The following is a 24895-nucleotide window of genomic DNA, read 5'->3' as shown; positions in this document are numbered from 1 at the left end:
AAGCCCTTCCACCGAAAGGGAAGGGCTTTTGCTATGCGGTTGATCGCAAAAAATCAGTCGCGTCCGAACTTGTCTTTCAAGATGACATCGTGCGAGCCGCCCTCGACGATGCTCGTCGACGATACGAGCGTGATCTTCGCCTTGTCGCGCAGTTCACCGAGGTTAAGCGCACCGCAGTTGCACATCGTCGAGCGGATCTTGCTCAGAGAGATATGAATGTTGTCGCGCAAAGAGCCGGCATAAGGAACGTAGGAGTCGACGCCCTCTTCAAACGACAGCTTGCGGTCGCCGCCGAGGTCGTAGCGCTGCCAGTTGCGCGCGCGGTTCGATCCTTCGCCCCAATATTCCTTGTAGTATGTGCCGTTGACCTTGACCTTGTCCGTCGGGCTCTCGTCGAAGCGCGAGAAATAGCGACCGAGCATCATGAAGTCCGCGCCCATCGCCAAGGCGAGTGTCATGTGGTAATCATGCACGATGCCGCCGTCCGAGCAGACGGGAATATAGACGCCCGTCTCCTTGAAATATTCGTCACGCGCACGGCAGACGTCGATGACCGCCGTCGCCTGACCGCGGCCGATACCCTTCGTCTCGCGCGTGATGCAGATCGAGCCGCCGCCGATGCCGACCTTGACGAAGTCCGCGCCCGCATCCGCGAGAAAGCGGAAGCCCTCGCCGTCAACGACGTTGCCCGCACCGACCTTGACATCCTCGCCGAATTCCTTGTGGATGTATTCGAGCGTCTTCTTCTGCCACTCCGAATACCCCTCGGAAGAATCGATGCAGAGGACGTCCGCCCCCGCCTCAAGGAGCGCCGGCACGCGCTCCGCGTAATCGCGCGTATTGATGCCCGCGCCGACGATATAGCGTTTGCGCTCGTCGATCAGCTCCAACTCGTTTTCCTTGTTGTCCGTATAATCCTTGCGGAACACCATGTAGCGCAGGCGGCGGTTTTCGTCAATGAGCGGCAGCATGTTGAGCTTATGCTCCCAGATGAGATCGTTCGCCTGCGGCAGCGTGAGGTTCGCGTCCGCATAAATCAGGCGCTCGAACGGCGTCATGAAGTCCTTGACGGGCGTATCGAAACTCATGCGCGTCACGCGGTAGTCACGGCTCGTGACGATGCCGACGAGTTTGCCGTTCGGCGTGCCGTCCTCCGTAACCGCCATCGTCGAATGCCCCGTCTCGTCCTTGAGCGCCAAGACCTCGCCGAGCGTCGTCGTCGGCTTGATGTTCGAATCGCTGCTTACAAAGCCTGACTTGTAGTTCTTGACGCGCGAGATCATCGCCGCTTCCTGTTCGGGCGTCTGCGAACCGTAGATGAAGGAAACGCCGCCCTCACGCGCCAAAGCGATCGCCATCGTATCGTTTGACACCGCCTGCATGATCGCCGAAGTCATAGGAATATTCATCTTGATCTTCGGCTCTTCGCCGCGACGGAATTTCACGAGCGGCGTTTGCAGCGAAACATTCGTCGGCACGCACTCTTCCGAGGAGTACCCGGGCACGAGCAAGTATTCGCCAAAGGTATGCGACGGTTCCGTGAAATAATATGCCATTTTAACCCCTCATTTCTTATAGCATCATTCGACCGTGACGGACTTCGCGAGGTTGCGCGGCTTATCCACGTCGCAGCCGCGCGTAATCGCCGCGAAGTAAGCGAGCAGCTGCAGCGGCACGACCGTCAAGAGCGGGATCAAAAGCTCGTCCGTTTCGGGCACATGAATGACATGATCGACATACTTTTCGAGCTGTGCATCACCTGCCGCCGCGATGCCGATGACAACGGCGTCACGCGCCTTGACCTCCTTGATGTTCGACAATGTCTTCTCGTAAACGCTCTTTTGCGTCGCGAGCGCGATAACGGGCACGCCCTCGACGATGAGCGCAAGCGTTCCGTGCTTGAGTTCGCCCGCCGCATACGCTTCGGCGTGAATATAGGAAATCTCCTTGAGCTTCAGCGAGCCTTCGAGCGCCACATGATAATCGAGACCGCGCCCGATGAAGAAGACGTCCTCGTTGAAGCCGTACTGCTTCGCAAAGGTCTTGATCGGCTCGACGTCGCTCAGCGTCTCGCTGATCTGCGCAGGAATCTTCGTCAGCCCCTCAATCAGAGCCTCGCTGCGCGTTTTTTCGAGCGTTCCCCTGAGATCCGCCATATAGACGGCGAGCATGAACATCAAGATGAGCTGCGTCGTATACGCCTTCGTCGAGGCAACGGCGATCTCAGGCCCCGCCCAAGTGTAGAGCACCTGCGCCGCCTCACGCGCGATGGACGAGCCGACGACGTTCGTGACAGCGAGGCTCTTCGCGCCCAGACGCTTGGCTTCCTTCAGGGCGGCGAGCGTGTCGCTCGTCTCGCCCGACTGGCTGACGACGATCATCAAGGTATTCTCATCGATGATCGGCGAGCGGTAGCGGAACTCGGATGCGACGTCCACCTCGACGGGAATCCGCGCAAGCTTTTCGATGTAATACTTGCCGACAAGCCCCGCATGATACGCCGTACCGCAGGCGACGATATAAACCTTGTTGAATGAATCGAGAAAATCCTTGTTCCAGCGCAGCTCGTCCATGACGATATGCTTGCCGTCCTTGGCGATGCGCGGCGACATCGTGTCGCGCACGGCCTTCGGCTGCTCGTGAATCTCCTTGAGCATGAAGTGCTCGTAGCCGCCCTTTTCCGCCGCCTCGGCGTTCCAGTTGACCTCGAAGACCTTCTTCGTCACGACTTCGCCGCGGCGATTCGTGATATGCACGCCGTCCGCCTTGACGACCGCCATCTCACCGTCATTGACGATGTAGGTGCGCCGCGTGCGCGCGATGATCGCGGGGATGTCGGACGCGATGAAATTCTCCCCTTCGCCGAGACCGATGACAAGCGGATTGTCCTGCTTCGTGCAGATCAGGCGATCGGGATGCTCGCGCGACATGAATACGAGAGCGTAAGAGCCTTCGATGCGCGAAAGCACCTCACGCACCGAGGCCTCGAAGTCGCCATTGTAGACTTCCTCCAACAGGTGTGCGACGACCTCTGTATCCGTCTCCGACTTGAAGGAATGACCTTTTTCAATCAAATCTTCCTTCAGCGACATATAGTTTTCGATGATGCCGTTGTGCACAACGGCGAAATTGCCCGCGCAGTCCGTATGCGGATGTGCGTTGCTGTCCGACGGACGTCCATGCGTCGCCCAACGCGTATGACCGATGCCGATATGACCTGCCGGCTCATTTCCTTCGATGATTCGCTTGAGTTCGGCAAGACGACCCACGCATTTTTCCACGCGGATCTTATCCTCGTTCAAGACGGCGATGCCCGACGAATCATAGCCGCGATACTCAAGCTTCGTCAGCCCCTCGATGAGAAACGGCGTCGCCTGACGCTTGCCGACATAACCAACGATTCCACACATAGGCAAAAACCTCCTAAGTTTCCGGCAGGCAAACCGCCTGCCATTCCATATTCATTTCTGTTCCTGCCCATCTTATGAACTGCCTTGTCCCCCTCGTCACCGAGGGGATTTGCAGCTTTTTACGACCGATGCAGCCGAGAGGCATCCGCTGAATGTTCGACAACCTCTTCCTCGTCCCCTTGCAGTACGCTCCTGCAAGGTCTCGCGCTAAGGCATACGCCTTTTCCCGTTCTCCCATGCTCCTTCCCATCACCGCAGCCGACAGGCAGACCGCTCATATTCAGCGCATGAAAGCATTTTTCCATGCACCGCATGATGTATATTTTTGCTATTTTAGTTTATCTTCCCTGATTTGTCAATAGGATTCACGCGCCCTCTTTCGCCGCTCGTGGTACATCGTTTCTATAGGAATCACTGATAAATTCAGCCACCCATCTTCGCAAATCTGGGCGACCTCGTTTTATCAGCGCTTCCTTTACATTTCATGAGGAACGTAGACAAAACATCTGCCTCCCTTTATAATAGAAGAAAGTCGCAGCTTGTCTGCGCCTTGGTTCATCAACTACAGCAAAGGAGCTGATCTCTTGAACAATCCCATGTTATCGAGAATGAGCAGAGCGACGGACGCCGTCTTTTCGGGCGAAGCCGCAAGCTACAGCGGCATCGCCATAAAGAGCACGGGGCTTGTCCTCATCGTCGCGGCATCTGCCGTCATCACTTGGCTCACGGACTATGCAACGCCGACGACGACGATGGTCACCGCCGTCATGGGGCTTATCACGGCCTTGATCGTTTCCTTCAAGCCAGGCACGGCGGGGCTTCTCGCGCCGCTCTATGCGATCCTTGAGGGCATGTGCCTCGCGTGCCTGTCCGTGACGGTCGCGTTCATCTCGCCGAGCATACTCATCAATGCCGTCATGCTGACCTTCGGCATCGCCATCGCCGCCGGACTCGTCTACGCGCGCGGCCTCGTGACGGTCAACTCGAAGTTCATGCGCATCACGATGATCGCTCTGACGGGCGTCGTCCTCACGTACATCGCGGAAATGGTGCTCGGCTTCTTCGGCATCCACTTCCCCATGCTGCACGACGGCGGCATCGTCGCCATCGCCATCGAGCTCGTCATCATCGGTGTCGCGACGCTGTGCCTCTTCATGGACTATGAGCTCATCAACCGCAGTGTGCAGGAAGGCCTGCCGAAAGACTACGAATGGTACTGCGCCTTCTCGCTGCTCGTGACCCTCATCTGGCTCTACGTCGAGATTCTCGATTTGCTGCGTATGCTGTCGGGAAGAGACTAAAATCAACGCAAAGCCCGCCGTTCCCCCATACTTATCGAAGTGGGGATGGGCGGGCTTTTTCGCATTTTCTCAAAACAATCCGCCACACCTTAGCGACACTGGATAGAATGGCGTTTCAATGATATAATAAAGGCAAAGAAGGTGACATTGCATCATGCAGCAGAACGAAGACCTCCCGTCGGAATATCATGCGTCTGATTATCGAAATCCGACGTATGATCAACATGCCAAACGCCTGCTCGCACAACGAACATCATATTCTTCATGAATATAAGGCCAATCACGCGGATTATGACCTGATAAGCATCATCACAATCTATCTCGGCGAAGAGCAGCCACCCGATGAAGATTGGCTCATCCGTTTCCTGCGTCTGCTGTTCAAAGACACACTAACACCAGCGGTGAGAAAGAAACAACTTCTGAAAGATGAATTCGATATGGATACGACTACAGATATAGGAAGCGCTGATAAAATGAGGTCGCCCAGATTTGCACAGATGCACTGTATCTATCGAGGAGACAAACCGCAGGCGTAGCGGTGCTACGTCGAGGATTTATCGACGACGAGAGGACAGTGCAGATGTGCGAAGATGGGTGGCTGAATTTATCAGTGATTCCTATAGAAGAGGAGATGAAAACGATGTGTAATTTGAGTACAGGCATCTATGAACAAGGCATGGAGCGCGGCATCGCCCAAGGCATGGAGCGTGGCATCGCCCAGGGCATGGAGCGCGGCATCGCCCAAGGCATGGAGCGCGGCGCAGAAAACACCCGCAGAGAAACGGCTCTTTCCATGCTCAAAGAAGGACTTCCCGTCGATATGGTTGCACGTATCACAAACTTGTCGATCGAAGAAATCAAAGCCTTGCACCAAAAGATGCCCAATTTGAATTGAAAAACATCGCCAACTATCGGCGAAGCAATAAAAATCCCGCACACCGCAAAAGTGCGCGGGATTTTTATTGCCGTTTGCTGATTTTCCATCAGCGCCGAAAATCGCCGCTCTTGCCGCCGCTCTTGGCGTCTAGGTGCAGCGCGGTGATTTCCATGCGCTTGTCGAGCGCCTTGCACATGTCGTAAATCGTCAAGAGCGCGACGCTCACGGCATGCAGCGCTTCCATCTCGACGCCCGTGACGCCGCGCGTCTTGACCTCAGCACGCGCTTCGACCGCAGATGCTTCGGGCAAAAGACCAAAGTCGATGCTCACGCGCGTCAGCGGCAACGGATGGCACAGTGGGATTGCGTCGCTCGTCTTCTTCGCCGCCATGATGCCGGCGATGCGCGCGACGCCGAGGACGTCGCCCTTCTTTGCCGTGCCGCCCGCAATCGCCTCGTAGACGGCGGGGCTTACGAGGATGCGGCCGCTCGCACGCGCGATGCGCTCCGTTTCCTTCTTCTCGCTGACATCGACCATGTGTGCGTTGCCCGCCGCATCAAAATGCGTCAATTCGTTTGCCATGAAGTGCACCTCATCCTAGCAGCGGATTCCCGAGCCTTTGCGGTCGTAGAAGTACCATGTGATGACGATGGTGCTGACCGTGAACGCGATGAGGATGTAGAAGGCAGGCGCGACGACGCCGTAGTTCGCGTAGGCGAAGCCGAAGAGCTTCGGGATAAAGAACGCGCCGTAGGCCGCGATCGCCGCCGTGAAGCCCGTGACGAGCGAGGAGTGGAACGGATTGTTGAAGATGTAGGGAATCATGCGGAAGGAAGCGCCGTTGATGAAACCCGTCGTCAAGAAGAGCAGCAAGAATGCGCCGAAGAACACGGGGAAGCGATGCGCCTCCACGCCGAAGAGCACGAGGAAGCTCGCACCGAGCATGACGAAGAGCGAGATGAGCGTGACGCGCGAACCGCTGTCCATCTTGTCTGCCAGAAGGCCGCCGACGGGACGGATGCCCGCGCCGATGAAGGGGCCGAGGAAAGCGGCGTAAGAGAATGGCATCTCGGGGAATTCCTTCGCGACGAGCAGCCCGAGCGCCGCCGAAAAGCCAATGAAGGAGCCGAAGCCGCAGGTGTAGATCCAGCACATGAGCCACGTATGCTTGTTGCCGAAGATGGACATCATGCTCTTGGGGCTTTGCTTCGGCAGCGGCAGGTTGTCCATGAAGAGCCAGACGAGGACGAGCGTCAGCGCCGTCGGAATCGTCCAGAAGTAGTAGACATTCTGCACATACATCATGCCATCAGGCCCCGGCACGCCCTCGCCGAAGAGCGAGGAGAGATTCCAGCCCAAGAGGATCGGCGCCGTCAGATAGATGAGCGATACGCCGAGGTTGCCGATGCCCGCATTGATGCCGAGCGCAAATCCCTTGTTCGCCTTGGGGAAGAAGAAGCCGATATTCGCCATCGAAGCGGAGAAGTTTGCGCCCGCGATGCCGATGAAAGACACGAGAAGGACGAACGTCTCATACGACGTTGTGGGATCCTGCAGAGCGCGACCCAAGCCGAAGAGCGGCAGCAAAAGAAGCGCCGTCGTGATGAAAGTGGAGTTCCTGCCGCCGATCAACCCCGGCAGATACGTGTAAAACAGGCGTCCCGTCGCGCCGACGAGACCGGGCAGCGCCGCGAGCGTGAAAATCTGATCGTCCGAGAAGTTGAAGCCGATAAACTTGAGCTTCGCCGCGATCGTCGCCCAGAGCGTCCACGCAACGAAGCTCAGGACGAGCGCCCAAGTCGAGGTGTAGAGGTTCTGCGTCGCGATGCGCTTGCCATACTTCTCCCAAAAGCCCGCGTCCTCGGGATTCCAACATGCAAGGATCTCCTTGCGCGATGGATTGGGACCGAGATTCTTCCATGCCATTTCATCAGCCATTGATTCAACACTCCTCATGAAAACAACTTAAATCTTCTTGCAACGAAAGCCTGCGAATGAGCCGATCGTCATGATGTCGACCTCGCCGTACATCGCCTGAAGCCTTGCCCGCAGGCTCTCCTCCGTCTCGTAGGGCGGCGAGAAGAAGCCGCGCCGCTCGCAGAACTGCTTGACGAAGAAATCGGTGCGCCGGCTCTTGCCGCGCACATACATCGAGCCGGAAAATATGCCGCCGCGCTTCAGGACGCGCTCCGTCTCGCGGTACGCCTTCTCCTTCTCAGGAAAGGCGTGAAAGCCGTTGACGGACAATACGAAATCAAAAGTTTCATCCGCATACTGCAAATCGCCGACATCGCCGAGCGCAAAGTCTGTCGCGCCGAGCGAAAAGTTCGCCGCGTGCTTTTTCGCCGCCTCCAGCATCGTCTCCGAAGCATCGAGGCAGGTGATCTGCGCCTCCTTCATCTTCTCATAATGCGGAAACGACAGCACGCCCGTGCCGACGGGAACTTCGAGCAGCCTGCCGCGAAAATCTGCGGAGAGTCCGCGATACGCCATCGCCAGAAACTCCGGATAGGAGGCGAAACCCCAGAGCCAGCGGATGGCAAAGCGCCCCGCCCAACTCGTATTCGTCATCATGCCGTCGTATAGGCGCGCGATATTGCCAAGCTGGCGATACGCGCGCTGCACCTTGCGCTCTTTCTTTTCGATATCATTCATGCGCTATGCGCCTCCCTTTCCGCTGTGGCCGCCGTTCCATGCGATTCGATGCAGATCGAATCCTTCTTCCCGCCCCATCAGAAAAAGGACGAGATGTGCGGCATCTTCCATAGCTTCGAGGTCAAGCTGCAAAATCCCTTCCGCCTGCCTCTCATGGCAAGAGGAGAAGAGCGCTGCGACGCGCTCGTCGAGCAGCGGCTCTTCCAGCCCGCGCCAGAGCGACAAGGCGGGAAATACGCCGTGCGAGCGCGTTTCGATGAGCACGAGATCGACGCCCGTCATGCGTGCGGCGACCGCTTCCAGCGAGAGCTTCTCCTGCGTGCGCTCGTAGAGCCAGAAGCCCGCAGGCGCGACGACGGCGACGCTCGACGCGCCCGCCGCGCGGAAGCGTCCGCTGTCCTTCGTTCCGTCGTTCAGGACAATGCCGTGCGCATCGCGCTTGACGACGCCGACGCGCACGCCGCGCGAGGTCAAGAGCGGCAGGAGCTTTTCGACAAAGGTTGTCTTGCCCGTGCCCGATGCGGGAGCAACGATGGATACGATGGGCACGCGGCGCACGAGGTTCGCCGCTCGGCCGCGCGCCAAGCGAAGGGCGGCGGGCGTATTCACATTGAAGAAGCATGCACCCGCGTGAACGGGAACTTCAAGCGCGGGAAGCGCGGCGGCCGTTCTCCGAAGGCTGCGCTCACCTGCCGCCATAGCCGCAGAGAACACGTGCGCCGTTTCCTTGTGGTAGAGCGCGGCAAGCGGCTCGCACCGTTCTTCGGCGACGGGCACGACGGCTCGCGCCGCGCCTTTTGCCTTGGGCAGAAGTTCTCTCGCTGCGTCGAAGGAGAAAAAGGGCATATCCGCCGACACGGCGAAGGACCAAGCATGAGAACTCGCCGCAAGGCCGCGTGAAAGCCCCGCCACAGGCCCCTGCCCCGCCGTTTCATCGACGAGAATCCTCGCGCCATAACGGCTTGCCAAGGCTTGCAGGCGCTCGCTCCTTTCTTCGACGCACAAAAAGATCTCCGCAAAGCCCGCAGCAACAGCCTTTTGCAGCAGCCCCTCCAACAGCGGCACGCCGCCGACATCGAGCCAACGCTTGTCCTCGCCCATGCGCCGGCTTCTGCCGCCCGCGACGACGAGAAGCGTCACATCGGCGAGGCTCTGCGGCCTCACTTTCTCGCGCACTCGCTTGCGTCGCCGCGCAAGATCTCGATGCCGTGCGCCAACTGCGGCAGGACGAAGCCGAGGCACTCCTCGACCGCCTTGGCGCTGCCCGGCAGATTGACGATCAGCGTGCGCTTGCATATACCGGCGGCGGCGCGGCTCAGCATGGCGCGCGGCGTCACCTGCATCGAAAGGGCGCGCATCGCCTCGGCGATGCCCGGCGCTTCGCGCTCGATGACGGCTCGCGTCGCCTCGGGCGTCACATCGCGCTCGGAAAAGCCCGTGCCGCCCGTCGTGGCGACGAGCGCGACTCCGAGATCGGCGCATTCCTGCATCTCCTTCGCGAGCGCCTCCTCATCGTCGGGCAAAATCACACGCCGTGCGATGCGATAGCCCGCTTCCTCCAACAGATGCTGCGCCAAGGCGCCGCTCTTGTCCTCGCGCTCGCCGCGTGAGCCCTTGTCGCTCGCCGTAATGACAGCGGCGTCAAGCGGCAGCTTGCCCTCGAAAAGGCGCAGCTCGTCGCCGGGCTTCAGCGTACCGCCGTGCAGCACGCGTGCAAAGACGCCCTCGCGCGGCATGATGCAGTCACCGACCGCCGCGTAGATGGCACAGTGTGCATGACACTCCTTGCCGATCTGCGTGATTTCGAAGATGACATCGCCCGCCGCGAGGCGCGTACCGACGGGAAGGTCACGGAAGGAGAAGCCCTCTGCGACGATATTCTCACCGAAATCGCCGTGGGAGACCGTCGCACCGCGTGCGCGAAACGCCTCGATCTCCGCCGCACCCAGAAAGCTCACCTGCCGGTGCCATTTCCCCGCGTGCGCATCGCCGACGATGCCGTGCCCCACATGAAAGAGCGCCTTTTCCAGCGGCTTCTTCTTCGTGCCGCGCCGCTCGCTCGCGGCAATCGTTACAATCTTTCCCAATCCTCACCCTCCGATCTGGTACATGCGCCGCTTCTCCTCGCCCGCGCCGCCCGCCGCTTCAAAGTGATGCTCGCGCGGCTTTTCGGCAATCACCTGCCGCAGCTTCCTGAAGAGAGCCGCGTCATCCGCACCCGTGCGCAGAAGTGTGCGCAGGTCAAGCCCCGCATCCAACGCAAGGCACAGCTTCAGATAGCCCTCCGCCGTCAGCCGCACGCGGTTGCACGAGCTGCAGAACTTATGCTCCAGCGCGTCGATGAAGCCGAGCGCACCGCGAAATCCTGCCGGTCGAAAGCACGCGGCGGGACCGGTGAGCGCTTCCTTGACTACAGGAACGAGCGCACCGAAAGATTCCTCCAAGATGCGGCGCACCTCAGAGGTAGACACGCCCGTCAGCCCCGCCTCCTTCGCCATGCCGATCGGCATGAGCTCGATGAAGCGCACGTCGATCGGGTGCTCCTTCGCGAGGGCGGCGAGCGAAACAAGTTCCGCTTCATTGACTCCCTTAAGCGGCACGCAGTTGAGCTTCGTCTTGAGCCCTGCGGCGAGCGCCGCCTCCATGCCCTGGCGCACGGCAGGCAGCAGCGAAGCAGAACGGCGCGTGATGTCAGAGAAAGCGTCCTCTGCCAGCGTATCGAGGCTGATGTTCACACCGTCAAGCCCTGCCGCGCGAAGTTCCTCTGCGAGGTCAGCGAGGAGAACGCCGTTCGTCGTCAGAGCGACGCGCTCGATGCCCTCGACCGCCTTGATCTCGCGCACGAGATCGACGATGCCGCGCCGAAGGAGCGGCTCGCCGCCCGTCAGACGCACCTTGCGTATGCCGAGCTGCGCGAGAGCACGCACGACGCGCACGATCTCCTCGAAGGACAGAATATCCTCGTGGGAGAGCTTCTCCACGCCATCTGCCGGCATACAGTAACGGCAGCGCAAATTGCAGCGATCCGTCACGGAAATGCGCACATATTCGATTCTTCGGCGATAAAAATCAAGCATACGACGCCTCTCTTACCATGAATATCCGATAATCAGACCCAAAGGGCGCAGACACATCGGCAGACTCGCAATCAACGTGCAACAACGTCACAACAAGATGACATCGACCTCCGCACCCGCCGCAAGGGGCGGCGAGCCGGCGGGAATATCGACGAGCGCGTTGCAGCCGACGGCGGAGAAGAGCACGCCGGAAGCGTGCTTCTCGGGCAGATGCACCTCGCCCTGCGCATACTGCGCTCGCACGAAGCGCCTGCCGCGGCTCTCCTTGGAAAAGCCGTCCCGCAAGACGGCACGGCAGCGCCTCGGCAGGAGTACGGTTCGCGCCGTCAATTTGGCGAGCACGGGACGCACGAGAAGCTCGAACGTCGCCGAAGCGGCAAACGGATTGCCCGACAGGGCGATGCCGAGCGTGCGGCGCGAGTCGCCCGCCGCCGAAAACGTATAGCCGATTGCGGGCGCTCCAGGCTTCATCAGAACGCGCCAGAAAAGGCGCTCGGCATTAAGTTCCTTGACGACATCGTGCATGATGTCCTTCTTGCCCACGGAGACGCCGCCCGTCGTCAGAACGAGATCGGGCGGCTCGGCAGAACTCACGAGCGCACGCGCAACCTCCTCCGCATCGTCGGGCAGCGCACCGAGGATTTCCGCCTCGAAGCCCATTTCCTTGAGCCTTGCCGCGAGCAGGTAGAGATTGCTGTTGTAGATCTTGCCGGGGCAGAGCGGCTCGCCCGGCTCGACGAGCTCATCGCCCGTACTCGCCAAAACGATGCGCGCGCGGCGCACGCAGGGAAGACGCTTCCTCCCCTGCCCTGCCAAGACGGCGATGTGCGCTGCCGTCAGACGGTCGCCCGCCTTGGCGAGCACGGCGCCTTCTTCCACATCCTCCCCGCGAAAGCAGAAGTTCTCGTGATGCTTGAGCGCATAAGGCACGAGAATTTCCTCGCCCTCCACGCGCACGTCTTCCTGCCGCACGACGGTGTCCGCGCCCTCGGGCATCGCCGCGCCCGTCATCAGACGAAGCGCCTCGCCCGCGCCCACCTTGCCGGTGAAGAAGCTGCCCGCACACTCCTCGCCGATGACACGAAAGCGCGCGGGCGCGTCCGCCGACGCCCCCTGCGTACAGGCGGCCAAGAGCGCATAGCCGTCGAGCGGCGAGCGGTCAAACGGCGGCTGGTCGAAGGCGGCGCAGCAGTCCTCGGCAAGCCTTCGCCCGAGCGCCGCGAGAAGCGGCACGTACTCGGCTTCCGACAGCGGAATCTCGCGCACCTCGCGCAAAAGAAGCTCCTGCGCCTTTTCCAATGATATGTCCTGCATCGCTCCACCTACTCCCACTTGCCGAAGGTGCAGCGCGGATAGTGGCACGTCTCGCACGCGAGACACAGCCCGCCGAGTCCGAGGCGGCGGATCTCGCGGCGCGTCACGCGCTCGCCCGCCAAGATGCGCGGCAGCACGATGTCGAAGATCGTCGCCGCACTGTACATGACGCAGCCCGGCAGGCCGAGCACGGGCACCGTGCGCCCGTCACGCTCAGCGTAGGCGAGCAGGAACATCGCACCGGGCAGGACGGGAGCGCCGTACGTCACGACCTCCGCCCCCGCAGCGCGAATCGCGGCGGGCGTGCGGTCGTCAGGGTCGACGCTCATGCCGCCCGTGCACAGCACCATGTCCATACCGAGGTCAAGAAGTTCCTCGAGCGCCGCCTGCGTGTGCTCCAAGGCGTCGTCAGAAATGCGGTGCTCGTTGACCGAAAGCCCGAAGGCGCGAAGCTTCGCCGCAAGGACAGGCGTGAACGTGTCCTTGATCCTGCCGTGCGCGACCTCCGATCCCGTCGTCACGACGCCGACCTTCAGCGAGCGGTACGGCAGAAGCCGAAAGATCGGCTCATCGCCGACGGCTCTCGCCGCCTCTTCCATCAAATCCTTCTTCACGGCGAGCGGAATCACGCGCATCCCTGCGAGCAGATCGCCCTTCTTGACCGCCATGTGCTGCGGCGCACAAGCCACCATGATGTCGTCGAAATCGTTGAGCCGATGGAAGCGCTCGGCATCGACGGCGAATACGCCGTCATGAAGCGCCCGAAGCTCGATCTTGCCCTCCTTCGGCTCAGAGGCTTCCATGCCCTCGTTCTGACAGAAGCCGCGCAGGATCTCTGCCGCTTCGTTCTCGTGCAGCAGCGTGCCGTCGTTTTCCCAGACGTAGAGATGCTCCTTGCCCAGAGAGAGCAGCACGGGGATGTCCGCCGCCTCGACGACATGCCCCTTGCGAAAGCGTGCGCCCTTCCTCACGCCGCGCACGATCTCCGTGATGTCGTGACAGAGGATCTGCCCGACCGCATCTTCCACAGGGATTTCCTGCATGGTCAAGGCGCTCACGGGCGGCTCTCCTTCCTGCGATAGACGATGGGACTACGCGTCAGATAGAGGAACGGGAAGCTCAGGCAATGCACGAGGCGCGTGAACGGAAAGAGGATCGCCGTCGCCATCCACAGCAGCATGTGCGCGCGGAACACGAACGGCACGCCCTCCATCAGCGAAACATCGGGCGAGAACGCAAGGAGCGAGCGGAACCACGGCGAGATCGTCGCGCGGTAGTCAAAAGCGAAGCCGCCCAGGGCGTTCGACAGCGTCCCCGCGCAGCCCGTCAGGATGGCGAGGAAGAGCACGAGGTAGAGCCAGCGATCCATGCGCGAGGTGTTGACCTGCATGTAGTCCTTGCCCAGAAAGCGCCGCTTCAAGAGCAGCAGGAAGCCGAGGAAAAACAGGATGCCCGCCGGTATGCCGCCCGCCAGCGCGATGATGTGATAGAGGTGCTCGTTGATTCCCGCCGCTTCCGTACAGACCTTCGGGATGAGCACGCCGATGATGTGCCCGCCCAAGGCCATAAAGAGACCGAAGTGGAACATCGGACCGGCGATCCGCAAATCATTCTTCGAGAGAAATTCGCTCGATTTCGTCGTCCAGCCGCGCTCCATCAAGACGTAGCGCGCTATCGTGCCGCCTATGAGCACGGTGAAAGCGATGTAGGGCAGTACGCCCCAAAAGAACTCATTCATGCTGCATCCCCTTCCCATCTCTCCGCCTGCATGAGCACGACGTCCAAAAGAAAAGCATAGGCAAGCTTCGCCTCAATGAAGCGGTCGCGCAGGAGCTTGAGCTTGTCCTTCATCGTGCGAAAGACCTCCGCCGCTTTCTCTTCGGGCAGGGCGGCGGCAAGCTCCAAGAGCGCCGGCAAATAGTCGGGAAGCTCGTTCTGCGTGTCGAAGCCGTTCTTGAGAAACAGCTGCTTGTAGACGTGCATCTCGCTCGCCTGCTTGCCGAAGTCCGTGCGATCCTGCGTCGTCAGATAAAGATTCGTGTTCGGCGAGAACTCGAAAGAGCGCACATACTGCTCTTCGTAAGCCTTGCTGCCAAGCTCCTGCGCGTAGTCAAAAAGCTCTTCCAAGACCTCTCGCGCCTGCTTCGTCTCAATCTCTGCCGCCGCGGCGCGGCAGGCGTCGAAATCCTGCCACCACGCCTCGCTCGGGTACTCCAAAAGATATGCCGCGAGCTTCAGCGTCTTCTTGTACTCTTCCATCAGCAACCTCCCGGGCAGACATAGCCCGCGCTGCCCTGCAGCTCGCGCAGTTTCTCGTGCGTCTCCGCCTGCAGTCCCGCCGGAATGACGACGCGATCCCTGCGCTTGGCAACGGCGAGCAGACGATACATCGCCTCGTACTCCGCTTCATGCAGGGAAAGCTCTGTCGGCACAGACTCTTTCGTCTCCTTGCTGCGCATGACCGTGCGCATTTCCAAGAGCCGCGCGAGCGTGTTCTTGACGACGGCGACGTCGCCCGCCGCGAAGAGCTGCGCCAGATATTCGAGCGGGATGCGCATGTCCGCTGCGTCGGGCAGGTAGACATCCGCTTCCACATGCTTCAAGATCGGCGAGAGCGGCGGGATGTACCAGACCATCGGCAGCGTGCGGTACTCGGGATGCAGCGGCAGAGCGATCTGCCACTGACGGATGATCTTGTCGACGGGCGAACGCTCCGCCGCATGAATCCACGCATCGGAAATGCCCGCCTCACGCGCCGCCTTCTGCACTTCCCTGTCGCGCGGATCGAGGAAGATGCCGCGCTCGCTCGCAGGAATGTGCGCGGCGCTCTCCGTCTTCGCCGCCTCTTCCACCTTGTCCATGTCGTAGAAAATCACGCCCATGTAGCGGATGCGCCCGACGCAGGTGTCGGTGCAGACCGTCGGCAGACCGTTTTCCAGACGCGGATAGCACAGGACGCACTTCTCCGCCTTGTTCGACTTCCAGTTGTAATAGATCTTCTTGTACGGACAGGCGGGCACGCAGTGACGCCAGCCGCGGCAGACGTCCTGCGAGATGAGGACGACGCCGTCCTCGTCGCGCTTGTAGATCGCGCCCGAAGGACACGCGGCGACGCAGGCGGGATTCAGACAGTGGTTGCAGAGGCGCGGCAGATACTTCATGAAGAGATCATGGAATTCCAGCTTGATCTTCTCGCCGAGCTTCTTCAAATTGTGATCTTGACGCGCCGACTCGCCGCTCGCGAGATCGTCCTCCCAGTTCGGCCCCCACTTGATCTCCATGCGCTTCTGCGTGATCAGAGAACGCGGGCGCGCCACGGGCTGATGGTTCTTGCGGCCCGAATGGATCAGCGTCTCGTAGTCGTATGTCCACGGCTCGTAGTAGTCGTCAAGCTCGGGCTGATCGGGATGGTAGAAGAGCTTCATGAGGCGCACCGCCTTGTTTGCGCCGGAGGCGAGCGAAAGCTCGCCGTCCTTGACCTTCCAGCCGCCCTTCCACTTTTCCTGATCTTCCCAATTCTTCGGGTAGCCGATGCCCGGCTTCGTCTCGACGTTGTTGAAGTACATGTACTCCGCGCCCTCGCGGTTCGTCCAGACGTTCTTGCACGTGATCGAGCAAGTATGGCAGCCGAGGCACTTGTCAAGGTTCATGACCATCGCTATCTGCGCTTTAATCCTCAAGCCAATCGACCTCCTTCATCTTGCGCGCGACGACGTAGGTATCGCGCTGGTTGCCCGTCGGGCCGTAGTAATTGAATCCGTAGCTGAACTGCCCGTAGCCGCCGATCATGTGCGTGGGCTTCATCATGATGTGCGTCGGCGTGTTGTGCGTGCCGCCGCGCGTGCCCGAAATCTTCGAGCCGGGCACATTGATGTGGCGATCCTGCGCATGGTGCATAAAGACGACGCCGCGCGGCAGGCGGGGCGAAGTCACGACGCGCGAGGCGACGACGCCGTTGCGGTTGTAAAGCTCGACCCAGTCGTTGTCCTTGACGTCGATATCGGCGGCGTCCTTTTCGTTGAACCACACGGTCTGCCCGCCGCGGAACAGCGTCAGGAGCTGCTGACTGTCGAAGTACATGCTGTGTGTGCTCCACTTGTTGTGCGGCGTCAGATAGCGCAGCGTGATCTCCTTGCCCTCGCCGAGCTTCTTCTCGATCGGGCGGTTCTCCAAGATTGGGCGGTACGTCGCCATCGCCTCGCCCCACTCCTGCATGAGCTCGTGATCGACGTAGAAGCACTGGCGTCCCGTCACCGTGCGGAAAGGCACGAGCTCCTCGACGTTCGTCGTGAACGGCGTATAGCGGCGATTGCGGTTGCTGCCCGTGAACGTCGGCGTCGTGATCGTCTGGCGCGGCTGCGCGACGACCTGATCGAACGTGAAGCGCTCGATCTCGCGATCCTTGGCCAGCCGCGTGAGATTCGTCAGACCCGTGCGCTTCTCCATCGACTGCCATGCGCGCACGGCGACGGAGCCCTTCGTCGTCGACGAAAGCCCCATGACGGCGTCGGCGGCCTGGCGCGCCTCGAAGATCGACGGCATACCGTAGGAGACGAAATCCTTGTTTTCAATGACGCCGTTGCGCTTGCGGATCTCCTCGTAGTCCTCCTTCGACTCCCACGAGAGTCCGTGCGCGCCCATGCCCTTCTCCACGTTGGGGCCGAGCGCGATCCACTTCTCGTAAACCTTCGTATAGTCGCGCTCCACCTTGACGAGATTCGGCATCGTCTTACCCGGGATCGGCTCGCAGTCGCCCTTCTTCCAGTCGCGAATCCGACCCTCGGGCTGCGCCGTCTCGCCTTCCGTATCGTGCTGCAGAGGCACGGCGACGACATCCGTGTACGGCTTCATGCCCGCTTCCTTGGCGACGCGCGAGACAGCCTCGGCGAGCGTGCGGAAGATATCCCAGTCCGTGCGCGCCTCCCACAAGGGATCGACGGCAGGCTGGAACGGATGGACAAACGGATGCATGTCCGTCGAGGAAAGGTCGGTCTTCTCGTACCACGTCGCCGTCGGCAGCACGACGTCGGAATAGAGTGCCGAGCCGGCCATGCGGAAATCAAGGTCGATGAGCAGGTCGAGCTTGCCCTCGGCCGCGCCGCCGGGCTGACTGATCTCCTGCTCCTCGCGCCAACGGATCTCCGTCGGGCGCGTCGGGCACTTCTCCTCGGCGAAGAGACCGTTCTTCGTGCCGAGCAGATACTTGAGGAAGTATTCGTGCCCCTTCGACGACGAAGTGATGAGGTTCGCGCGCCAGATGAAGAGGTTGCGCGGGAAATTCTCGGGCGCGTCGGGATCTTCCGCCGAGAAGTTCAGCTCGCCCTTCTTGAGGCTTTCGGCGACGAACTTCTTCACGTCATCGAAGTCCTCATGACCCGCTGCCTTCGCCTCGTCGATGATCTTCTGTCCGCTCTTGTTGAACGTCGGGTAGGATGGCAGCCAGCCGAGTCGTGCCGCGAGCACGTTGTAGTCGCCGGGGTGGCGGTAGCGCGGCTTGCCCGTCGCCGCGACAATCTCTTGCGTGTCGATCTCGTCGCTCCGCCACTGATCGGTGCCGAAGTAGAAGAACGATGTGCTGTTCTGCAGACGCGCCGCCGGCTGCCAGTCCGTCGCCGTCATGACGCGCGCCCAGCCCTCCGCCGGACGCAGCTTCTCCTGCCCGACGTAGTGCGCCCAGCCGCCGCCGTTCCTGCCTTCCGCTCCGATGAAGAGCAGGAGGTTCAAGATCGTGCGGTAGATGATGTCGGCGTTGTACCAGTGGTTGATGCCCGCGCCCATGATGACCATGGTTCTGCCGTCCGTCTTGATCGAGTTGTCCGCCATCTCACGCGCCGTATGAATGGCAAGCTCGGGCGAGACGCCCGTGTACTTTTCCTGCCAATGCGGCGTATACGGCACATCGTCCTCGTAGGACGCAGCCGCCTCACCGCCGAGGCCGCGATCGATCGCATAGTTCGCCATCGTCAAGTCGTAGACCGTCGTCACGAAGCGCTCGCCCGCCGCCGTCTTGATCTTCTTTACGGGCACCATGCGCTTTAAGAGCATTTCCTCGCGCTCCGTGCCGAAGTACGGCAGAGTGACTTCGACCGCGTCATCCTTGATGTCGAGGACGGAAAGCCTCGCCTTGATCGCCTCGCCCGTGTCGCTGTCCTCTTCCTTGAGATTCCACTTTGCCTGACGATCCCAGCGGTCGCCCATCGTGCCGTTCGGCACGACGAGCCTTTCCGTCATCTCATCCACGACGTAGAACTTGAAGTCGGCGTGCTTCTCGTCGGCGCGTCCCATATCCTTCGCGTTGAGGAAGCGTCCGGGCAGGAAACTGCCGTCCTCCTTCTCGTCGAGAAGCACGAGGAACGGGAAGTCCGTGAAGCGGCGCACATAGTCGACGAAGAAAGGCACTTCCTTGTCGATGTAGTACTCCTTCAGGATGACATGCCCCATCGCCATGGCGAGAGCTGCATCGCTGCCCGTGTGCAGGCTGATCCACGTGTCGGCGACCGTCGTCGACTCCGCGTAGTCGGGCGCGACGGAGACGACCTTCGTGCCCTTGTAGCGCACCTCCGTCAAGAAATGCGCGTCGGGCGTGCGCGTCAGCGGCACGTTCGAGCCCCAGGTGATGATGTAGCCCGCATTGTACCAATCGCTCGACTCGGGCACGTCCGTCTGGTCGCCCCAAACCTGCGGGCTTGCCGGCGGCAGATCGGCATACCAGTCGTAGAAGGAAAGCCCCGCGCCGCCCATGAGCTGCAGGAAACGAAGCCCTGCAGCATAGCTGAGCATCGACTTCGCAGGAATGACGGAAAAGCCGAAATTGCGGTCCGGACCGTACTTTTCCACCGTGTAAAGAAGCGACGAAGCGATGAGCTCCGACACCTCGTCCCAATTCGAGCGCACGAAGCCGCCCATGCCGCGCGCCGCCTTGTAGCGCTTCTTCTTCGCAGGGTCGTCGGCGATGCTGCGCCACGCCTCAAGCGCCGTCTTATGGCTCTTCTTCGCCTCGCGCCAAAGCTCGGCGAGATCGCTCCTGAGATACGGGTACTTGATGCGCAGCGGACTGTAGAGATACCACGAGAACGAAGCGCCGCGCGGACAGCCGCGAGGCTCGAAATCCGGCATGTCGGGCGAAGTCTCCGGATAGTCGAGCGCTTGGTTCTCCCAAGCCACGAGACCGTCCTTCACATAGATGTTCCAGCTGCACGAACCCGTACAGTTTACACCGTGCGTCGAGCGCACCCGCTTGTCGAACGACCAGCGGTCGCGGTACATGTTCTCCCAGTCGCGCCCGCCCTCATGAATCTGTTGGTGACCGCTCGCCGTCCGCTCCTTCGGGATAAGATAACGGAACTTCTGGAAAATGCTGCTCACTTCTCCATCTCCCTCCTGAGGAAATCTCATTTTCTTAAAGAACACGGATGTTTTTATCCGCACTTCTCTAAATTTCTCTAATCCATTTTATTATAGCAAGATTTTCTCGGATTTGTCCTGTAACAAATATCACAGATGAAAAATTTTCTGTCGAATATGGGATACGCTGTGATAAATATTACTGCAAGTCGCTTTTCTTATGTTATACTAAGATAATATAATATAATGACTTTTCCCGAAGAAAGGAGTTTTTCCATGAAAAAAATCGCCCTTCTCCTCTCGTGCCTCGCCCTCTTCGTTCTCGCGGGCTGCGGCACTGCACCGAGCGCTTCGGACGCGAAGAAAGATTCCGTCGAACTGCAGGTCTCCGCTGCCGCGAGCTTGACCGACGCGATGAATGAGCTGGCGACCGAGTACGCGAAGGAGCATCCTCAGACGAAGCTCGTCTTCAACTTCGGCAGCAGCGGCGCCCTGCAGCAGGCGATTGAGAACGGCGGCAGCGCCGACCTCTTCTTCTCGGCGGCGCAGAAGCAGATGGATGCGCTCGAAAAGGCGGGACTTCTCGCCGACGGCACGCGCAAGAACCTCCTCGAAAACGAGGTCGTGCTCATCGTTCCCAAGGATGGCGGCAAGGCAATCACCGCCTTTGACGCGCTTGCGACTCCTACGGTTTCTCGCGTTGCACTCGGCGAGCCGAAGGGCGTTCCTGTCGGCCAGTACACAGAGGAAATCCTCACGAAGCTCGGCATCCTCGACCAGGTGAAGGCCAAGGCGGTCTACGGCTCCGACGTGCGTCAGGTTCTCTCGTGGACGGAGACGGGCGACGCGGACTGCGGCGTCGTCTACGCGACGGACGCCGCCATTTCCGACAAGGTTAAGGTCGCAGCGAAGGCTCCGGCAGGCTCGCACAAGCCCGTCATCTATCCCGCTGCCATCTTGAAGGACACGAAGCACATGGACGAGGCGAAATCCTTCCTCGACTTCGTTTCCTCGGAAAAGGGCATGGCGATCCTTGAAAAGTACGGCTTCAAAGCCGCCGGAAAATAATGGAACTTGAAGTCAAGATTCGCAAGAAACTGCGCGGCTTCGATCTTGCCGTGGAATTTTCCGTGCGCGACGAAGTGCTCGCGCTGCTCGGCGCTTCAGGCTGCGGCAAGAGCATGACCTTGAAGTGCATCGCGGGCATCGAAAAGCCCGATGAGGGACGCATCCTGCTCAACGGGCGCACGCTCTTCGACAGCGAAAAGGGCGTCAACCTCGCGCCGCAGAAGCGCCGCGTCGGCTACCTGTTCCAAGACTACGCCCTCTTTCCCAACATGACCGTCGCCGAGAACATCACGTTTTCGGCGCACGGCACGAAAGAAGAAAAGCGCAAGCTCCTCAAAAGGGAGCTTGCGCGCTTTTCGCTTGCGGGACTCGAAAACTCCTACCCCAAGGAGCTTTCGGGCGGGCAGAAACAGCGCACGGCGTTCGCGCGCATCCTCGCCTCCGACGCCGAACTGCTGCTGCTCGACGAGCCGTTTTCCGCGCTCGACAGCTACCTCAAGTGGCAATTGGAGCTGGAGCTGCTGCACCTCTTCGACTCCTACGGACGCGCCGCCGTCCTCGTCTCGCACGACCGCGGCGAAGCCTACCGCCTCGCCGACCGCATCGCCGTCCTGAGCGGCGGCGCCCTCGAATCGCTCGGCACGAAGCACGCGCTCTTCGAGCAGCCCGGCACGCGCGCGGCGGCGCTCCTCACGGGCTGCAAGAATATCTCCCGCGCACGCCGCACGGCAGAGCATGAGCTCTTCGCCGAGGACTGGCAAATCACGCTGCACTCTGCCGCCCCCGTGCCCGAGAACCTCCGCTATGTCGGCATCCGCGCCCACTTCTTTTCCCTGCGCGAAGAAGCGGCGGAAAACACGCCGCGCATGGAGACCGTGCAGATCATCGAGGATGCTTTTTCCTACCTCGTCATGGCGAAGACGGCGGATTCGGACGCCGCGCCCGTGCGTTGGGAGATTGAAAAAATCGCTTGGCAAGGGCTGGGGCAGAAAGAATTCTATCTGCATTTTCCCGCCGATCGACTCATCTTGCTCGAACGATAGGAGGCGCACATGGAATTTTCTCCCTTTTGGATCACCTTGAAGACGGCGACAGCCGCCACCTTCATCTCCTTCTTCCTCGGCATCGCCCTCGCCTACGCCGTCCTCCACATGAGGCGATTCCAAGGCATTGCCGACGCCGTCATCACATTGCCCCTGGTGCTTCCGCCGACCGTCGTCGGCTTCTTCCTGCTGCTCGTATTCGGCAGGAAAAGCCCCCTCGGACAGTTGCTCCTCGACTTCGGCGTGCCGCTCGTCTTCACCTGGAAGGCGACCGTCATCGCCGCCGTCGTCGTCTCGCTGCCCCTCATGTACCGCACGGCGCGCGGCGCCTTCGAGCAGCTTGACAAGAACATCGTCTACGCGGCGCGCACGCTCGGTATCTCCGAGTGGCGCATCTTCTGGCGCATCCTCGTGCCGAACGCCAAGCACGGCATCGTTGCGGGACTCGTGCTGACGTTCACGCGTGCGCTCGGCGAATTCGGCGCGACGATCATGTTCGCGGGCAACGTCCCCGGCACGACGCAGACGATGTCCACAGCGATCTACGCCGCCGTGCAGGCGAACGACTACGACCTCGCCTTCCAATGGGCAACGGCTCTCGTCCTCTTCTCCCTCGTCTTCGTCGCCGCCATGAACGCCTGGCTTGCGAAGAGCCGCAGCTAAAAAAATACGGACACACAAAAAAGCTTCCTGCCGCAAATTGCAGCAGGAAGCTTTTCTATTTCAATTTGTTTGCGAGGGGATTGCCGCCTTACATCATACCCGGCATACCGCCGCCCATGCCCGGTGCGCCCATCGGCATCGGAGGCTCCTTCTCCGGCTTATCTGCCACAAGCGTCTCCGTCGTCAGAACCATCGCCGCGATGCTCGCCGCATTCTGCAGAGCGGAGCGCGTGACCTTCGCCGGGTCGACGATGCCCGCGCCGATCATGTCAACATACTCGCCGGTCAAAGCGTTGAAGCCCGTGCCGTTCGCCGACTTCTTGACATTTTCGACGACGACGGAACCTTCGAGACCTGCGTTGTTCGCAATCTGGCGAACCGGCTCCTCGACGGCGCGCTTCACGATGTTGATGCCCGTCTGCACATCGCCTTCGGCATTCAATGCATCAAGTGCAGGCAGGATATCGACGAACGTCGTGCCGCCGCCGGCGACGATGCCCTCTTCGACCGCCGCACGCGTAGCGTTCAGCGCGTCCTCGATGCGGAGCTTCTTGTCCTTCATCTCGACCTCGGTCGCAGCGCCGATCTCGATGACGGCGACGCCGCCCGCGAGCTTTGCGAGGCGCTCCTGCAGCTTCTCCTTGTCGAAGTCCGAAGTCGTCTCTGCGACCTGCTTTTTGATCTGCTCGACGCGTGCGTCGATCGCAGCCTTATCGCCCGAACCGTCGACGATCGTCGTCTCCTCCTTCGAGGAGCGAACCTGACGCGCCTGACCGAGATCTTCGATCTCGACGCTGTCGAGCTTCCTGCCGACTTCCTCGGAGATGACCGTACCGCCCGTCAGGATAGCGATGTCTTCGAGCATCGCCTTGCGGCGGTCGCCGAAGCCCGGAGCCTTGACGGCAAGCGCCTTGAACGTGCCGCGCAGCTTGTTGACGACGAGCGTCGCAAGCGCCTCACCGTCGAGATCCTCGGCGATGATCATCAGTTCCTTGCCCTGCTTTACGACCTTCTCAAGAATCGGCAGGATGTCGGCAATCGCCGAAATCTTGCGATCCGTGATGAGGATGTACGGATTGTCGAGAACGGCTTCCATCTTGTCCGTGTCCGTGACCATGTAGGGGGAGATATAGCCGCGGTCGAACTGCATACCCTCGACGACCGAGAGGTTCGTGTCCATAGACTTCGACTCCTCGACCGTGATGACGCCGTCCTTGCCGACCTTCTCCATCGCCTCGGCGATCAGCTCGCCGACTTCCTCGTCGCCCGAGGAAATCGCCGCGACCTGCGCGATCGCCGCCTTGCCCTCGACCTTCTTCGAGTTGCTCTTGATCTCATCGACGAGCTTCTTGACCGCCTGGTCGATGCCCTTCTTGAGGATCATCGGGTTCGCGCCCGCAGCGACGTTCCTCATGCCCTCGTGGATCATCGCCTGCGCGAGAAGTGTAGCCGTCGTCGTGCCGTCGCCCGCGATGTCGTTCGTCTTCGTCGCGACTTCCTTGACGAGCTGTGCGCCCATGTTCTCAAACGGATCTTCGAGCTCGATGTCCTTCGCAATCGTCACGCCGTCGTTCGTGATCGTCGGTGCGCCGAACTTCTTGTCGAGAACGACGTTGCGGCCCTTAGGTCCAAGCGTGACCTTTACGGCATTCGCCAAAGCGTCGACGCCCTTGCCGAGCGCACGGCGCGCTTCTTCATTGAACAAAACCTGCTTTGCCATGATAAAACCTCCCAATATCTACGAATCTATCGAAGCTGCGCTCTCTCAGACAAATCTCAGAGAACCGCGAGGATGTCGCTCTCGCGAACGATCAGGTAGTTCTGCTCGTCGACCTTGACTTCAGAACCCGAGTACTTCGAGAAGATAACCTTGTCGCCCGTCTTGACTTCCATCTGCGCACGCGTGCCGTTGTCGAGCATCTTGCCCGTGCCGACTGCGACGACTTCGCCTTCCTGCGGCTTCTCCTTCGCCGTGTCCGGCAGTACGATGCCGCTCGCCGTCTTCATATCGCCTTCCGAAACCTTGATGACAACTCTGTCGCCCAATGGCTTGATCATGTTTATCTTCCTCCCAAATCAACGGAAGCGCTGACAAATCAGCTCTTCCTAAAATCTTTTTGTTAGCACTCGCATTGCTTGAGT

The 24895-nt window shown here is 60.4% G+C and carries 20 protein-coding genes and 1 pseudogene; 5 read left to right on the top strand and 16 right to left on the bottom strand.

The genetic code is table 11. The annotated features are described in order from the left end of the window. Nucleotides 1–53 precede the first annotated feature (53 nt). Both ACO5Z0_RS03445 and glmS read right to left on the bottom strand, forming a co-directional pair. Nucleotides 54–1556: an IMP dehydrogenase gene (locus tag ACO5Z0_RS03445; RefSeq protein WP_485649226.1), complete on the bottom strand. Its 1503-nt coding sequence runs from the start codon at nt 1554–1556 to the stop codon at nt 54–56. A 24-nt stretch (nt 1557–1580) separates the two neighbouring features. Then, a complete protein-coding gene (glmS, locus tag ACO5Z0_RS03440) occupies nt 1581–3410 on the bottom strand; it encodes a glutamine--fructose-6-phosphate transaminase (isomerizing) (RefSeq protein ID WP_485649225.1) in 1830 nt (609 codons plus the stop codon). Between the two features lie 596 nt (nt 3411–4006). Between glmS and ACO5Z0_RS03435 the strand changes: the two genes are divergently transcribed. Together ACO5Z0_RS03435 and ACO5Z0_RS03430 are read left to right on the top strand one after the other, a co-directional pair. Continuing rightward, nucleotides 4007–4711: a Bax inhibitor-1/YccA family protein gene (locus tag ACO5Z0_RS03435; RefSeq protein WP_485649224.1), complete on the top strand. Its 705-nt coding sequence runs from the start codon at nt 4007–4009 to the stop codon at nt 4709–4711. A 245-nt stretch (nt 4712–4956) separates the two neighbouring features. Beyond that, nucleotides 4957–5606, top strand: a pseudogene (locus ACO5Z0_RS03430) (hypothetical protein); the annotation flags it as partial. Nucleotides 5607–5694: 88 nt separating this feature from the next. On the opposite strand, the gene moaC reads toward ACO5Z0_RS03430, so the two are convergent. From moaC to ACO5Z0_RS03370, 12 genes are all read right to left on the bottom strand, one after another. Continuing rightward, nucleotides 5695–6171 (bottom strand): cyclic pyranopterin monophosphate synthase MoaC, encoded by a 477-nt coding sequence (gene moaC / locus ACO5Z0_RS03425; RefSeq protein ID WP_485649223.1) that lies wholly within the window; start codon nt 6169–6171, stop codon nt 5695–5697. A 15-nt stretch (nt 6172–6186) separates the two neighbouring features. Continuing rightward, the gene (locus ACO5Z0_RS03420; RefSeq protein ID WP_485649222.1) at nt 6187–7527 is read right to left on the bottom strand and encodes an MFS transporter; all 1341 of its coding nucleotides are present in this window, start codon (nt 7525–7527) and stop codon (nt 6187–6189) included. A 27-nt stretch (nt 7528–7554) separates the two neighbouring features. Further along, nucleotides 7555–8244, bottom strand: a complete 690-nt coding sequence (locus tag ACO5Z0_RS03415; RefSeq protein ID WP_485649221.1) for a class I SAM-dependent methyltransferase — start codon at nt 8242–8244, stop codon at nt 7555–7557. A 3-nt stretch (nt 8245–8247) separates the two neighbouring features. Further along, nucleotides 8248–9408 (bottom strand): molybdopterin-guanine dinucleotide biosynthesis protein B, encoded by a 1161-nt coding sequence (gene mobB, locus ACO5Z0_RS03410; RefSeq protein ID WP_485649220.1) that lies wholly within the window; start codon nt 9406–9408, stop codon nt 8248–8250. Further along, nucleotides 9405–10331 carry a molybdenum cofactor synthesis domain-containing protein gene (locus tag ACO5Z0_RS03405; RefSeq protein WP_485649219.1) on the bottom strand — a complete coding sequence of 309 codons (927 nt, stop codon included), beginning with the start codon at nt 10329–10331 and terminating at the stop codon, nt 9405–9407. Before ACO5Z0_RS03405 ends, mobB begins: the two co-directional genes overlap by 4 nt. Nucleotides 10332–10334: 3 nt before the next feature. Then, nucleotides 10335–11321: a GTP 3',8-cyclase MoaA gene (moaA, locus tag ACO5Z0_RS03400; protein WP_485649218.1), complete on the bottom strand. Its 987-nt coding sequence runs from the start codon at nt 11319–11321 to the stop codon at nt 10335–10337. A gap of 87 nt (nt 11322–11408) precedes the next feature. Continuing rightward, nucleotides 11409–12635, bottom strand: a complete 1227-nt coding sequence (locus tag ACO5Z0_RS03395; protein ID WP_485649217.1) for a molybdopterin molybdotransferase MoeA — start codon at nt 12633–12635, stop codon at nt 11409–11411. Nucleotides 12636–12643: 8 nt separating this feature from the next. Continuing rightward, nucleotides 12644–13678, bottom strand: coding sequence for a molybdopterin-binding protein (locus ACO5Z0_RS03390; protein WP_485649338.1), 1035 nt, complete (start codon nt 13676–13678; stop codon nt 12644–12646). An 11-nt stretch (nt 13679–13689) separates the two neighbouring features. Beyond that, nucleotides 13690–14373 carry a respiratory nitrate reductase subunit gamma gene (narI, locus tag ACO5Z0_RS03385; RefSeq protein ID WP_485649216.1) on the bottom strand — a complete coding sequence of 228 codons (684 nt, stop codon included), beginning with the start codon at nt 14371–14373 and terminating at the stop codon, nt 13690–13692. Continuing rightward, nucleotides 14370–14894 (bottom strand): nitrate reductase molybdenum cofactor assembly chaperone, encoded by a 525-nt coding sequence (gene narJ / locus ACO5Z0_RS03380; RefSeq protein ID WP_473981046.1) that lies wholly within the window; start codon nt 14892–14894, stop codon nt 14370–14372. The genes narI and narJ overlap by 4 nt, the downstream gene beginning before the upstream one ends. Then, nucleotides 14894–16315: a nitrate reductase subunit beta gene (narH, locus tag ACO5Z0_RS03375; RefSeq protein WP_485649215.1), complete on the bottom strand. Its 1422-nt coding sequence runs from the start codon at nt 16313–16315 to the stop codon at nt 14894–14896. Before narH ends, narJ begins: the two co-directional genes overlap by 1 nt. Continuing rightward, nucleotides 16305–20000 carry a nitrate reductase subunit alpha gene (locus tag ACO5Z0_RS03370; RefSeq protein WP_485649214.1) on the bottom strand — a complete coding sequence of 1232 codons (3696 nt, stop codon included), beginning with the start codon at nt 19998–20000 and terminating at the stop codon, nt 16305–16307. The genes narH and ACO5Z0_RS03370 overlap by 11 nt, the downstream gene beginning before the upstream one ends. A 255-nt stretch (nt 20001–20255) precedes the next feature. On the opposite strand from ACO5Z0_RS03370, the gene modA reads away from it, so the two are divergent. Genes modA through modB form a run of 3 tightly spaced genes read left to right on the top strand, consistent with a single transcriptional unit; the run spans nt 20256 to nt 22753 of the window. Further along, nucleotides 20256–21047: a molybdate ABC transporter substrate-binding protein gene (gene modA / locus ACO5Z0_RS03365; protein ID WP_485649213.1), complete on the top strand. Its 792-nt coding sequence runs from the start codon at nt 20256–20258 to the stop codon at nt 21045–21047. Further along, nucleotides 21047–22090, top strand: coding sequence for a sulfate/molybdate ABC transporter ATP-binding protein (locus ACO5Z0_RS03360; protein ID WP_485649212.1), 1044 nt, complete (start codon nt 21047–21049; stop codon nt 22088–22090). The genes modA and ACO5Z0_RS03360 overlap by 1 nt, the downstream gene beginning before the upstream one ends. 9 nt (nt 22091–22099) lie before the next feature. After that, entirely contained in the window at nt 22100–22753 is a 654-nt protein-coding gene (gene modB, locus ACO5Z0_RS03355) for a molybdate ABC transporter permease subunit (RefSeq protein ID WP_485649211.1), read from the top strand. A gap of 88 nt (nt 22754–22841) precedes the next feature. Here modB and groL read toward each other — a convergent pair whose 3' ends face one another. Then, nucleotides 22842–24473, bottom strand: a complete 1632-nt coding sequence (gene groL / locus ACO5Z0_RS03350) for a chaperonin GroEL (RefSeq protein ID WP_485649210.1) — start codon at nt 24471–24473, stop codon at nt 22842–22844. Between the two features lie 56 nt (nt 24474–24529). Further along, nucleotides 24530–24811 carry a co-chaperone GroES gene (gene groES / locus ACO5Z0_RS03345; RefSeq protein ID WP_314619767.1) on the bottom strand — a complete coding sequence of 94 codons (282 nt, stop codon included), beginning with the start codon at nt 24809–24811 and terminating at the stop codon, nt 24530–24532. Nucleotides 24812–24895: the final 84 nt, after the last annotated feature.

The sequence above is a fragment of the Selenomonas sp. genome (assembly GCF_057272215.1).
The sequence above is the reverse complement of the archived record's forward strand: the minus strand, read 5'-3'. Positions and strand labels throughout refer to the sequence as shown.